Annotated in this window: 15 protein-coding genes; 12 read left to right on the top strand and 3 right to left on the bottom strand. The window is 40.7% G+C overall.

Going from position 1 to position 12,772, the window contains the following annotated elements:
- Positions 1-58: 58 nt before the first annotated feature.
- From yhaM to ISX45_RS00585, 5 genes are all read left to right on the top strand, one after another.
- The gene (yhaM, locus tag ISX45_RS00565) at positions 59-1,006 is read left to right on the top strand and encodes a 3'-5' exoribonuclease YhaM (RefSeq protein WP_194519710.1); all 948 of its coding nucleotides are present in this window, start codon (positions 59-61) and stop codon (positions 1,004-1,006) included.
- 480 nt (positions 1,007-1,486) lie between these two features.
- On the top strand, positions 1,487-1,675 hold the full coding sequence (locus ISX45_RS00570; protein ID WP_181555664.1) for a sporulation YhaL family protein: 189 nt from the start codon (positions 1,487-1,489) through the stop codon (positions 1,673-1,675).
- A gap of 103 nt (positions 1,676-1,778) precedes the next feature.
- The gene (gene serC, locus ISX45_RS00575) at positions 1,779-2,861 is read left to right on the top strand and encodes a 3-phosphoserine/phosphohydroxythreonine transaminase (RefSeq protein WP_181555665.1); all 1,083 of its coding nucleotides are present in this window, start codon (positions 1,779-1,781) and stop codon (positions 2,859-2,861) included.
- A gap of 115 nt (positions 2,862-2,976) precedes the next feature.
- Positions 2,977-3,501 (top strand): tryptophan transporter, encoded by a 525-nt coding sequence (locus ISX45_RS00580; protein ID WP_194519711.1) that lies wholly within the window; start codon positions 2,977-2,979, stop codon positions 3,499-3,501.
- Between the two features lie 402 nt (positions 3,502-3,903).
- Positions 3,904-4,494, top strand: a complete 591-nt coding sequence (locus ISX45_RS00585) for an HTH-type transcriptional regulator Hpr (RefSeq protein WP_181555850.1) — start codon at positions 3,904-3,906, stop codon at positions 4,492-4,494.
- Here the strand turns inward: ISX45_RS00585 and ISX45_RS00590 are convergent.
- On the bottom strand, positions 4,489-4,836 hold the full coding sequence (locus ISX45_RS00590; RefSeq protein WP_194519712.1) for a YhaI family protein: 348 nt from the start codon (positions 4,834-4,836) through the stop codon (positions 4,489-4,491). The two genes, ISX45_RS00585 and ISX45_RS00590, sit on opposite strands and share 6 nt — an antisense overlap.
- A 204-nt stretch (positions 4,837-5,040) precedes the next feature.
- Between ISX45_RS00590 and ISX45_RS00595 the strand changes: the two genes are divergently transcribed.
- Positions 5,041-5,220, top strand: a complete 180-nt coding sequence (locus ISX45_RS00595) for a hypothetical protein (RefSeq protein ID WP_181555669.1) — start codon at positions 5,041-5,043, stop codon at positions 5,218-5,220.
- 105 nt (positions 5,221-5,325) lie between these two features.
- On the opposite strand, the gene ISX45_RS00600 is transcribed toward ISX45_RS00595, so the two are convergent.
- A complete protein-coding gene (locus ISX45_RS00600; RefSeq protein ID WP_099458908.1) occupies positions 5,326-5,412 on the bottom strand; it encodes a YjcZ family sporulation protein in 87 nt (28 codons plus the stop codon).
- 185 nt (positions 5,413-5,597) lie between these two features.
- Here ISX45_RS00600 and ISX45_RS00605 point away from each other — a divergent pair, with 185 nt between their 5' ends.
- Positions 5,598-6,431, top strand: coding sequence for a peptidylprolyl isomerase (locus ISX45_RS00605; RefSeq protein ID WP_194519713.1), 834 nt, complete (start codon positions 5,598-5,600; stop codon positions 6,429-6,431).
- A gap of 39 nt (positions 6,432-6,470) precedes the next feature.
- On the opposite strand, the gene ISX45_RS00610 is transcribed toward ISX45_RS00605, so the two are convergent.
- The gene (locus tag ISX45_RS00610; RefSeq protein ID WP_220129452.1) at positions 6,471-6,899 is read right to left on the bottom strand and encodes an HIT family protein; all 429 of its coding nucleotides are present in this window, start codon (positions 6,897-6,899) and stop codon (positions 6,471-6,473) included.
- Between the two features lie 520 nt (positions 6,900-7,419).
- On the opposite strand from ISX45_RS00610, the gene ISX45_RS00615 reads away from it, so the two are divergent.
- From ISX45_RS00615 to ISX45_RS00635, 5 genes are all read left to right on the top strand, one after another.
- On the top strand, positions 7,420-8,160 hold the full coding sequence (locus tag ISX45_RS00615; protein ID WP_194519714.1) for an ABC transporter ATP-binding protein: 741 nt from the start codon (positions 7,420-7,422) through the stop codon (positions 8,158-8,160).
- Positions 8,153-9,367, top strand: a complete 1,215-nt coding sequence (locus tag ISX45_RS00620; RefSeq protein WP_194519715.1) for an ABC transporter permease — start codon at positions 8,153-8,155, stop codon at positions 9,365-9,367. The genes ISX45_RS00615 and ISX45_RS00620 overlap by 8 nt, the downstream gene beginning before the upstream one ends.
- Positions 9,364-9,870 carry an antibiotic biosynthesis monooxygenase family protein gene (locus tag ISX45_RS00625; protein WP_194519716.1) on the top strand — a complete coding sequence of 169 codons (507 nt, stop codon included), beginning with the start codon at positions 9,364-9,366 and terminating at the stop codon, positions 9,868-9,870. The genes ISX45_RS00620 and ISX45_RS00625 overlap by 4 nt, the downstream gene beginning before the upstream one ends.
- Positions 9,871-10,065: 195 nt before the next feature.
- Positions 10,066-11,466, top strand: coding sequence for a hypothetical protein (locus ISX45_RS00630; RefSeq protein ID WP_194519717.1), 1,401 nt, complete (start codon positions 10,066-10,068; stop codon positions 11,464-11,466).
- A 165-nt stretch (positions 11,467-11,631) separates the two neighbouring features.
- Complete coding sequence (locus tag ISX45_RS00635) at positions 11,632-12,762, top strand: M20 family metallopeptidase (protein WP_194520580.1); 1,131 nt, start codon at positions 11,632-11,634, stop codon at positions 12,760-12,762.
- The last annotated feature ends 10 nt before the right edge of the window (positions 12,763-12,772 follow it).

Here is a 12,772-nt window from a genome sequence, read left to right on the forward strand (position 1 = left end):
CCGCGCCCGAGTATGGTATACTAAAATATACGCAAACATGGAAACGGAGGAGAGGGGTTTGGCAAAAGGCATTATTCATTATGAAGTCGGCGAACAAGTCGATGTATATTTGCTTATTAAATCAGTGACAAAAGGAATTGCCAGTAACGGGAAACCGTTTTTAACTCTTATATTACAAGACAAAACTGGGGAAATCGAGGCAAAGTTATGGGACGCCTCTCCAGAGGATGAAAGTGTATATGTACCGGAAAGTATTGTGAAAGTATTCGGAGATATTAGCAATTATCGCGGACGTACGCAATTGAAAATTCGCAACATTCGTCCCGTTCATCAGAACGACCCTGTGCGCGTCACCGATTTTCTTGAAGTCGCGCCGTTGAAGCGGGATGATATGATGGAAAAAATTACTCAGTACATTTTCGAAATGAAAAACCCGAACATTCAACGCATTACAAGACATTTATTAAAAAAATACGAACAAAGATTTTTCGACTATCCAGCAGCGACAAAAAACCATCACGAATTTATTTCCGGTTTGGCGTACCATGTCGTGTCCATGCTTGATTTAGCCAAAGCGATTGCCAATCTTTATCCGTCGTTGGATAAAGACTTATTATACGCCGGCGTGATTTTGCACGATCTCGGCAAAGTCATCGAACTATCGGGACCAGTTTCGACGTCGTATACGCTTGAAGGGAATTTGCTTGGACATATTTCGATTATGGTCAGTGAAATCAGTAAAGCAGCTGAGCATCTTGGGATTACCGGAGAAGAAGTCGTCGTATTGCAACATATGGTCCTAAGCCATCATGGCAAGGCAGAGTGGGGGAGCCCGAAGCCGCCGATGATTAAAGAGGCGGAAATTCTTCATTACATTGACAATTTAGATGCGAAAATGAATATGATGGACCGCGCTTTGGAAAAAGTGAAACCGGGCGAATTTACAGAACGAATTTTTGCGCTTGATAATCGCTCGTTTTATAAACCGACATTTTCTCAGTCATAAGAGAGTTTTTTTATGTTTCAAAACACAAGAAAAGGGGTACATATAATGTAACGTCCTGAAAAAGCGGACTAGGCATGATTGAATCAGCAGTTGAAATGATGCAGGCAGCGGAATGTGAAAGAGGAGCTTCAACAGGTATAAAAAGAAAAAACGAATAAACATTGCGTTGTCCCTGCAAGAAAGAGGCGGTCGAATTGACCGCCTCTTTCTTGTTATATCATAAAAAACCGCCTATCTCCAGAGACCAACCCGTTTGCTTCTTGAATCGGCAGCGATACAACACTTGCGCAAAGCATGGCTGTAATCGGAAAGGTTCGACAGTTTGGGGACAAATCATCCTCTTGGGATGCAATCCCCCTTGTGGGTAAAGAACATTTGCCCGTCATCCTGAGAGGACACTTGTGTTTTTCTTACGAATATCCTTATTGTTTGCTGCGTATAGTGTAGTAAGACAAGCTGAAAAAAAGGGGGGGCGTGATTATGTTCAGTTTACCATGGTGGATTTATTTAGTTGTTGCCGGAATTATTTTTAGCGGTTATATGACGGTGCGAACAGCCGCCAAAGAAAGAGAAATTGACGAAGCATTTATTGAAAAAGAAGGGGAAATTTATATGGAGCGGATTCGAAAGGAACGAGAGCGGCGCCAGAGAGAAGCGAAGTCCTTGTAAATCAAGGGCTTTATTTTTTGAAAAATTTCCTTTATTTTTTTCTTTTTCGTGTTAGGATAATAGTAACTGTTATTCACTAAAGAGATAAAGCGGGGGATTGAACATGAAACGAGCATACAATTTTAATGCAGGGCCGTCTGCATTGCCACTTCCAGTGTTACAACGTGCGCAAGAAGAATTGCTCAATTTTCAAAATACCGGTATGTCAGTGATGGAACTGAGCCATCGCAGCAAAGAATATGATGCGGTGCACAACAAAGCAAAACAGTTATTAAGAAAACTCATGAATATCCCTGACACACATGACGTTTTATTTTTACAAGGCGGAGCAAGTCTGCAGTTTTCAATGGTGCCGATGAATTTACTCCCTCGTGAGAAAGTGGGCAATTACGTTTTAACGGGGGTATGGTCAGAAAAGGCGCTTAAAGAAGCGAAAAAAGTGGGACAAACCCATATCGCAGCATCAAGTAAAGAAGCGAATTATACGTACATTCCATCACTTGACCAAATCCAGCTTTCCGAGCGGGCAGCGTATTTACACATTACATCAAACAACACGATTTTCGGAACACAATGGCATGAATTCCCGAACTTGCCTGTTGATTTAATCGCTGATATGTCGAGCGATATTTTAAGCCGCGAAGTGAACATCGAGCAATTTGCGCTTATTTACGCGGGAGCGCAAAAAAATCTAGGACCGTCTGGTGTCACGGTCGTCATCGTTCGCAACGATTTACTAGAGCACGTTCCGGAAAACTTACCGACGATGCTAGATTACCGTACGTACAGCTCCAGCAACTCCTTATACAACACGCCGCCGACGTTTGCGATTTATATGCTTTCTCTCGTGCTTGAATGGGTCGAAGAGCAAGGAGGCGTGAAAATGATTGAGAAGCGCAATAAAGAAAAAGCATCGGTCGTGTACGAAGCCATTGACGCAAGCGCTGGGTTTTATTCGCCACATGCGGAAAAGGGAAGTCGCTCGTTTATGAATGTGACATTTACGCTGCCGAATGAAGAAATCACAAAGAAATTTTTAGCGGAGGCAAAAGAACAAGGGTTTGTCGGACTAGCGGGACATCGTTCGGTTGGCGGTTGTCGTGCATCGATTTATAACGCGGTTCCTTATGAAGCTTGTGAAGCGCTAGCCGAGTTTATGAAACAATTTCAGAAGCGATTTGCCTGAAAATTCCCACTTCACTTTTACACGATAAAGTGATATAATGTGACTGAGATTCTTGCAATAGGCATGAGAGCACTATTGGAGAAGCTTAGGAAAGAGTAGACGAGGAGAGATGAGCATGAATACGAGAGTACTAGTTTCACTTGCGTTACTTGTAGGAATCGGGGCGGTATTACATGCGGTCATTCCTGGATTTTTCTTCGGAATGAAGCCGGATATGATGCTAACGATGATGTTTTTAGGGATTTTGCTGTTTCCTAACAAAAAGGCAGTCGGCCTAGTCGGGGTTGTTACGGGAATTATTTCAGGGATGACGACAAGTTTTCCGGGCGGACTGCTGCCGAATATCATCGATAAACCGATTACTGCATTTGTATTCTTTACATTATGTTTGCTTGTTAAAAAGTACGGCCAAACGGTTGTCTCCGCTGCGGTGTTAACAGCGGTTGGTACGGTCGTTTCAGGTACGGTCTTTTTAACTGCTGCGTTGCTGATTGTTGGATTGCCGGGTGGAGCGGCTTTTTCAAGCTTATTCGTTGCCGTTGTGTTGCCGACAGCGGTCATTAACACGGTTGTGATGGTGATTGTGTATCCAATTGTTTCGGCGATTTTTAAGCGGACAAATATGGCAACGCAGGCATAAAAATCGCAAAAACCCGATCATCGTTGGTCGGGTTTTTTGCTATAGAGCTAAAAGTAACCAACAATCCAGGCGATAAAAATGGAAAGAAGCGCTCCACCAATATAGATAGTAGCTTGCTGTTTTAAAACTTTTTTAGGCGGATACATTTTTACTTTATACATTGAAAGGAATGTACTTACCGAAAGACAAGCGAAGATAAAGCTTAGTATATAAAAAAATGATTTCATATAGATCATCTTATTCTCCTCCTACAACCACTATATGTCTCCCATTTCTTGGCTATGAATTTGAGGAGAATGACAAGGAAATTTAAAAATTCTAATATTTTTATCTTTATTAATTTTTATTTTACTGGCATAATAGTAGATAAAAAAATCAAGTGAGGGAAGAGTGGGTGGAACGATGAAAATGACGGAACAACATTATTCTATAAAAGAGGCGATGTTATTTAGTCAACGAATTGCCCAGTTAAGCAAGGCGCTTTGGAAGTCGATTGAAAAAGATTGGCAGCAATGGATTAAGCCGTTTGACTTAAATATTAATGAGCACCATATTTTATGGATTGCGTATCATTTTAAAGGAGCATCGATTTCGGAAATTGCTAAATTCGGAGTCATGCATGTGTCAACAGCTTTTAACTTTTCCAAAAAGTTAGAAGAGCGAGGGTTATTATCTTTTTCCAAAAAGCAAGATGATAAGCGAAACACATACATTGAGTTGACAGAAAAAGGAGAACAAGTATTGCTTCAATTAATGGAGTCTTATGATCCAACACAAAACGCTGTGTTTAACGGAGCGTTACCGTTGCGTGAACTATACGGTAAGTTTCCAGAAATTTTAGAAATGATGTGTATTATCAGGAATATTTATGGCGATGACTTTATGGAGATTTTCGAGAAATCATTTGAAAATATTAAATCAGACTTTATTGAAAAAGACGGAAAATTAGTAAAACGCAACGAACAAGAAAAAGAAGTCACGAACCAATTATAAGTGCTTGATTTCTTTTATTAGTTTTTGAAACTCTGTCATGAGAGGGACAAACATTTGTTGTTTTAAGAGCGCATCGACGGTTTTTTCAAGCGGAAGGTTCGGATTTAGCATTCCCGCAAAATGGAGCAACAGCGGGGTAAAAATGGTGAGACCTTCCTCTTTTTGTTTTTCATATTCTTTGCTCAAATGCTCACAAAGTTCTATGACTTCATCCACTTCTTCTTTTGTTAAATTAGCTTGGATGACAAGATGATAAAACGGCTTTTTCGTTTCATCTATCATCTCCATTAATAATGATTGATAGTATTCCAGTTTTGCGATTCGTTCTTCCAGCGCCCCCATATATGTTACCCCTTTAAATGGTCAATAGTTTTTAGTGTATCATGTATATTTTAACCAATTTATGCTCGTCAACCAATCCCAAAGTTTTTATTGCGTACAGGATTTTTTACTGAAAACCATATTGATTTATGGAAAGAAACATTGTAAAGTAGATGAGTAAAATTATGAATATTTTTGTGTCAGGGATAGGAGGGGAACTGGACATTGACGCTTTATTTCATACCCCTTGCTGTAGTCATTTTATTTTCGATTAATAAATTAACAAATACGCTTTGCGTGCAAAGAGAGATTCCAGAAGAAAAGCAACCGGGCGTTTTTCGGACGATTAATGTTCTCATTACGATCTTATTAATTTCTTCTTATTTCGAGGTGCTTTTTACATAGGAAAAGCTGACAGTTCTCACTGCCAGCTTTTTTGCTATTCGTATCTAGCTTTTCCAGTGTCAAACAAGAATCTAGTTACGGATAAGCAAGCCGCTCCAGCCTTTCTTAAAACAAGCATGCACAACCAACGATAATTAATAAAATGAACAACACGACGATTAACGCGAAACCTCCTGCATAAGGTGCGCTCATGAATAACACCTCCTTCCCCAAAAGGCGATTTCATTTTGGGATATTTCATCATATGTAAACGAAAAAATATATGTATGGGCCATAGACTAAAATGGAAAAAGTTTTTTTATTCGAGGGAAATATGTTATAGTTATTGTTGTGATTTTTCTTTTTGTAAAAAATTTGATGTAGGAGTTGTGAAACGGATGAAAAAATGGATGATTGCTGTGGCAGCCGCTTCTGTGCTCGCCTTATCGGCGTGCAATAATGGCGACTCAGAAGTTATTGTGAAAACAAAGGCTGGCAACATTACAAAAGAGGAATTTTACAATGAGATGAAACAGCGATTTGGTAAAGATGTCATTCGTGACCTTGTTCATGAAAAAGTATTGAGCAAGAAGTATAAAGTCACTGATAAGGAAATCGACAAAGAAATCGAGAACTTAAAGGAAACGTATGGCACGCAATATGATTTGGCGGTACAACAAAATGGTGAAAAAGCGATCCGCGACATGGTAAAACTAGATCTCTTACGTCAAAAAGCAGCCATGGAAGATATTAAAGTGACAGAAAAAGAATTGAAAAAGTATTATGATGAATATAAGCCAAAAATAAGAGCAAGCCACATTTTAGTGAAAGATGAAAAAACAGCAAAAGAGATTAAAGAGAAATTGGACAAAGGTGAAGATTTTGCGAAGCTTGCGAAAGAATATTCTCAAGACCCAGGTTCTGCACAAAAGGGCGGCGATTTAGGCTGGTTTGGTCCGGGAAAAATGGTGAAAGAATTTGAAGATGCTGCGTATTCGCTAAAGGTTGGAGAAATTAGTCAGCCGGTGAAAACAGAATTTGGATACCATATTATCAAAGTTACTGACAAAGAAAAGAAAAAATCATATAACGAAATGAAAGACGAAATTGAATTTGAAGTGAAAAAGAGCAAGTTAGACGCAACAAAAGTGGAGTCAAAAGTGGAGAAATTAGTAAAAGAAGCAGATGTTCAAGTAAAAGATGATGATTTAAAAAGTGTTTTCCAACAATAACAAAAAGGGAAGCGACGATTAAGTCGCTTCCCTTTCTTTTTATTCAATCCCTTTTTGAATTGTGGCAGCGATCGTTTGTAAATCGTCAAAGGTATAGTCGCTCGCATGGGATTTCCAAACAGCGCCAAATCCATCGCCTTTGCCGTAACGCGGAATGAGGTGAACGTGATAATGAAATACCGTTTGTCCTGCCTGCTCCCCGTTGTTATTTAACAAGTTCAGTCCGATAGGAGAAAACTGCTTTTTGATCGCATTCGCAATTTTTGGAACAGCAGCGAATACGTGGCTCGCGATTTCTGGTGTGAGTTCGAAAATGTTTTGCTTATGTACTTTTGGAATGACGAGAGTATGTCCTTTTGTTACTTGGCTAATATCAAGAAACGCAAGAACATGTTCATCTTCATACACTTTCGCCGCAGGAATGTCGCCATTAAGAATTTTACAAAAAATGCACTCGCTCACTTGCATAGGCCACCTTTCTCGACATTTTTGCTTATATTTTACCATAAAAAGAACAGGATGTAAGCCGCAAAAGGTTACATCCTGTTCGTCATGAAAAGGGGAGAGGATTAGTAAACAAGGTAACGTTTGATGAACACCTCATTTACAAAAAAGGTTTTTATCGCGTGAGTCTTTCTTTGTTCAAGATGACCATCCCCTTATTATAGGGATTTGCTTAGCTGTAGATTTGCTTGCTGGTCTTTAATGAACACCTTATTTATTAAGGGTTTTTGCTTTACTCACTTCACTAAGACGGTGTTACTTCGACAAGGCAAGAGTCTTTCGTGAACACCTCATTTCAATGTGGACGTTTCACCAAACAACGTGACGTTGTATGAGTTGCTCCTCGTCCCCTCTTCGCTATTTATCATATCCCGAAATGAACGATCTATACGAAGGTGCATCTATATAATTTTTGGAAAGTGCGGAGTGACTTTGATAAAATAAGAATACAATCATGCAATTTATAAAGAAAGGAACGCCAATAATGACACTTCTTGAGGTCAACCATTTATGTGGTGGATATACGAAACGAAATGTGTTAGAAGATGTTTCATTTACCGTTGATCGTCATCAAATCATTGGTTTGATTGGGTTAAACGGTGCTGGGAAAAGTACGACCATTAAACATATTATCGGGTTAATGGAACCGAGAAAAGGGACGATTACGATTAATGGGAAAACATTCGCTGACAATCCTGAGCAGTATCGAGCTCAATTTACCTACATACCAGAAACGCCTATTTTGTATGAAGAGCTTACATTGCAAGAGCATTTAGAGCTTACAGCAATGGCTTATGGGCTCTCAAAAAAGGAATATGAAAAAAGGCTTGAACCGCTATTGAAGGAATTTCGTATGGAGAAAAAATTAAAATGGTTCCCGGCGCATTTTTCTAAAGGGATGAAGCAAAAAGTGATGATTATGTGCGCCTTTTTAGTAGAGCCATCTCTGTATATTATCGATGAGCCGTTTGTTGGCCTAGATCCGCTAGGGATTCATTCGCTATTACAGCAAATGCAAAAGCGAAAAGAAGAAGGAGCTGGCATTTTAATGTCGACCCATATTTTAGCGACGGCGGAGAGATATTGTGACTCGTTTGTCATCTTGCATAATGGAAAAGTGAAAGCGAAGGGGACGTTAGAGGAACTGCGCCAACAATTGAACCGTCCTTTGGCAACATTGGATGATTTATATATGGAATTAACAAAGGAAGAAGCGTATGATTAACAGCCGTCAATTATGGAAGCAGCGACTTGGTCGCGAAATGCAAGAGATGAAGCGCTATTTGCGCTACATGTTTAATGATCATTTATTATTTGTTTTACTAATAGGGATCGGCGCAGGAGCTTTTGCATATGAACGATGGGTTGAAACGTTGTCCTCTCAATTTCCATATGCATGGGTTGCGGCACTTTTCTTTTCTTTCATGTTAACGACTAGTTCGGTTCGAACGTTTTTTCAAGATGCAGATATCGTGTTTTTGCTGCCGGTAGAAACCAAGCTTCGTCCTTATATTCAGCGTGCCTTCGTGTTCAATTTCATCGTACAAGCATATGTTTTGTTCTTGGCTGTATTAGTCATCGCCCCGCTTCATTTGAAATTTTCTCGATTTCCGTTATGGGCTCTTTTTCTTCTTTTGTTGTTGGTGAAGAGCTGGAATTTATTCATTAGCTGGAAGGGAAATTATTTCGTTGAACCGCTCGCTCAGTGGCTAAGCTGGGGAACGCGCCTGTTGCTCAATGCGCTTATCGTATATTTTCTGTTGGTGAATGTCTCCATCGCGTTTTTGCTCATTTTGCTTTTCATTATGATTGCGCTTTCCGTTTACTTTTCCCGTGTAACACAACAAAAAGGGCTAAAATGGGAGCGATTGATCGAGCAGGAGGCAAAAGCAAAACGAGCTTTTTATCGGATAGCGAATTTATTTATAGATGTTCCAACGCTCAAAGAGCGGGCAAAACGTCGCCGTTGGCTTGATGGGGTGTTGGCTCTTATTCCTTATCGCCAAGAAAATGCGTTTATATATTTATATGCAAGAACGTTTATAAGAGCCGGTGATTACTTTGCGTTTTATGTTCGCTTAACGGTTATCGCGTTGTTTTTGCTGTATATTGTTCCAACAGGATACGGGAAAATAGTTACATCCTTGTTTTTTCTTTATGCGACTGGCATTCAGTTGTTTACGTTATCCCGCCATTATCGTGCAAACATATTTGTGAAGCTATATCCTTTATCTTACGACAAACAAAGGAGGGCGGTACTTCATCTTTTGTTTTTATTGTTACTCATTCAAAACGTTCTTTTTGCTCTGTTTTTAGTCGTCCTCGGCGATCTATGGCTTGGCTTGTTGTCATTAGTGATGGGAGTAATTTTTAGTTATCTGCTGTTGTTTATGTATGTACAAAAACGTTGGAAACAGGGGGAGAGAAAATGAAAAACATGTACATCACCACAGGTACGTTAGAATATTTGCAAAAGCTGAAAGAAAATGTTTCAAATGAAAACACGCTATTGCTTGAAGGAAAAGATCATGTGATGTTACTTCACGAAACCAATGGAGCAACTGTGTTTCAAGAACCGCGCCGCTATGAAGTGCTCGATGCTGTCGGAGAGTTAGGTGGAGCGTTTGCCGTATTGAACAATATTCCGGTGACCGATGAAGGAAGGCCACTATTTGAATACCGTTTTAGCCAGCGAGCAAGGCTCATTGAAAAAGAACCGGGATTTGTTGCGATTCGCGTGCTTCGCCCGTTATCGAATGATACGTATATCATTATGACGTTATGGGAAGGAGAAGAACATTTTAAAAATTGGCAGCGTTCAAAAGCGTATGAAAAAGCGCATGAACGTCGCAATGCTGCCAATCAAGAAGAACAACAAACAATCTTTCCTCGCCCTTCGTATGTGACGACGTATACCGTTGTTCAACAAAGCTGAAGGATTGTCAAAAGCCGCTTCACGGTAAGCGGCTTTTTTGCTTTTTCGACTATTTCCGAGGAAATCGACATACGAAAAGTATTCGTTTCCTGCTTTAGAGCTTCACATCTTTTTCCCCTTTTCATATGCTGTAGTACATCAATTAGGTAAATGTCCTATTTCTTAATTGAGATTTAGAAGGGAAGGGGAAAATGTATGGGCGTTGAATTGACAGCGTTACATTGGATTTATGTTGTGTTTGTTGTGCTCATTATCAGTTTTATGGTAGCACGAAAAGATACATCGCTCGTCTGTATTGTTGGTATTTTTTTATTAGCCATTACAGCTACTCATTCATTAAGCGCGGCAATTAGCAGTATATTTAATAGCTTTATTTACGCAATTACAGAACTGTTGCCGACAATTTTAGTCATCTCCATTATTGTTGCTATGAGCAAGGTGTTAACAGCAACTGGCATTAACGATGTCATGATTTCACCATTTGCTTGGTTGATTCGTACCCCGAGCTGGGCATACTGGACGATTGGATTGCTCATGATGGTTATTTCGTGGTTTTTCTGGCCATCGCCAGCCGTGGCTTTAATGGGAGCAGTACTATTGCCGGTGGCGCTCCGCGTAGGATTGCCGGCATTAGGAGCAGCTATGGCGATGAACTTGTTTGGTCACGGAATTGCGTTGTCAGGGGATTTTGTGATCCAAGGTGCGCCAAAATTAACCGCTGATGCAGCTGGGCTTCCAGTTTCTGATGTCGTATCCGCTAGTGTTCCGCTCGTATTTATTATGGGGATTGTCACAACAGTTACTGCCTACATTTTGTTGCGTCGTGATATAAAACGAGGTTACTTTCATCATACGATGGAGGAAATTGCGGTAGCGGTCGAACCTATCGCTGAGCAAACAAAACAACTACTGTCTAATAAAACAAAAAAATGGTTAGCTGTTATCATCCCTCTTTCATTTGTGCTTGATGTCGGTGCGATGTCGTATTTGAATTTGCAAGGTGGCGAAGCGACGGCGCTTATCGGCGGAACAGCGATTTTTATCCTCATTCTTATTTCCATCTTTGCTCATAAACGTGAAAGCTTTGAAGAAATTACAAATTACTTTATTGAAGGATTTCAATTTGGGTTTAAAGTGTTCGGTCCTGTCATTCCGATTGCTGCCTTTTTTTACTTAGGAGACGCTGGATTTCTCAAAATCATTGGTGAATATTTACCAAAGATGTCACATGGCATTGTCAACGATTTAGGGGTTGCGCTTGCGCATATTGTACCGATGAATAAAGAAATCGGTGCTGTCACATTAACGGCTGTTGGTGCGATTACCGGCTTGGATGGCTCCGGTTTTTCCGGTATTTCGTTAGCAGGTTCGATTGCTCATTTATTTGCCACGGCGATGGGGACTAGTGCGGCTACGTTAACAGCGTTAGGACAAGTTGCCGCGATTTGGGTTGGCGGTGGTACCCTTGTTCCGTGGGCATTAATTCCAGCAGCAGCCATTTGTGGTGTTGACCCGTTTGAGTTAGCGCGGCGAAACTTGGTTCCTGTAACAGTCGGACTTATTGTTACGACGATTATTGCAATGTTTCTCATTTAGTGCAGATCGAGCTGTCTCACAATAAGAGTGGGACAGCTTTTGAGGATGGAAGCATTTTGTAGTAATGATTTCGTTTTTCCATGATATAATGAAAAAAAGGAAAACAAAGGGGAGAGGAAGTTGCTTGTACATTTGCATGATCGTTTAGAAGCGTATTTTGATAAAATGGTTGAGATTCGGCGTTATTTACATCAACATCCAGAATTGTCGTTTCAGGAATATAAAACAGCCAAATACATAGCCGACTATTATAAGGCATTAGGAATTCCGGTGCGGGAAAACGTAGGTGGAAATGGTGTTGTGGCAAAAATTGTCGGTGCGAAGCCGGGAAAAACAGTGGCATTGCGCGCTGATTTTGATGCGCTGCCGATTCAAGACGAAAAAGACGTCCCTTATAAATCAACTGTCCCAGGCGTAATGCACGCGTGCGGACATGATGGACATACAGCGACGTTACTCGTGTTAGCAAAAGTACTTTATGAAATGAAAGAGGAGATGGCCGGTACGGTTGTTCTCATTCATCAACATGCGGAAGAATATGCCCCCGGCGGAGCGATTTCCATGATTGAAGACGGTTGTTTAGAAGGTGTTGATGCTATCTTTGGTACGCATTTATGGGCAACGGAGCCAACGGGAAAAATTCAATATCGCGTCGGTCCCATTATGGCGGCAGCAGATCGGTTTGAAATTACGATTCAAGGTTCAGGCGGTCACGGGGCACAGCCGCATAAAACAAAAGATGCGATTGTCATTGCCTCACAGCTTGTTCTTGCGCTGCAACAAATTGTCAGCCGCCGCGTCAATCCATTACAGCCAGCTGTTGTGTCGATCGGCTCGTTTGTCGCGGATAATGCGTTTAATGTTATTGCTGATACGGCGAAGCTTGTTGGTACTGTTCGCACTTTTGATGAGGCAGTTCGTGTTGAAATTGAGAGGGAAATTGGGAGAATCACAAAAGGAGTTTGTTTAGCGGCGGACTGCTCATACGAATATACGTATACGCGTGGCTATCCACCGGTTGTGAACCATGAGGAGGAAACGAAATTCATTGTCGAAATTGCGAAACAAATTCCAGAAGTGAAAATAGTGGAAGAGACGGAGCCGCATATGGGTGGAGAAGACTTTGCGTACTATTTGCAACATGTCAAGGGAGCGTTTTTCTTTACCGGAGCAAAAGCGGAACATATTACTGAGCCGTTTCCACATCATCATCCAAAATTTGATTTTGATGAAAAAGCGATGCTTATTGCGGCGAAGACGCTTGGTAGTGCGGCGCTTATGTATTTGCAAAAATAAATCGTCAATT

The sequence above is a fragment of the Thermaerobacillus caldiproteolyticus genome, from assembly GCF_015326725.1.
Taxonomy (GTDB): domain Bacteria; phylum Bacillota; class Bacilli; order Bacillales; family Anoxybacillaceae; genus Thermaerobacillus; species Thermaerobacillus caldiproteolyticus.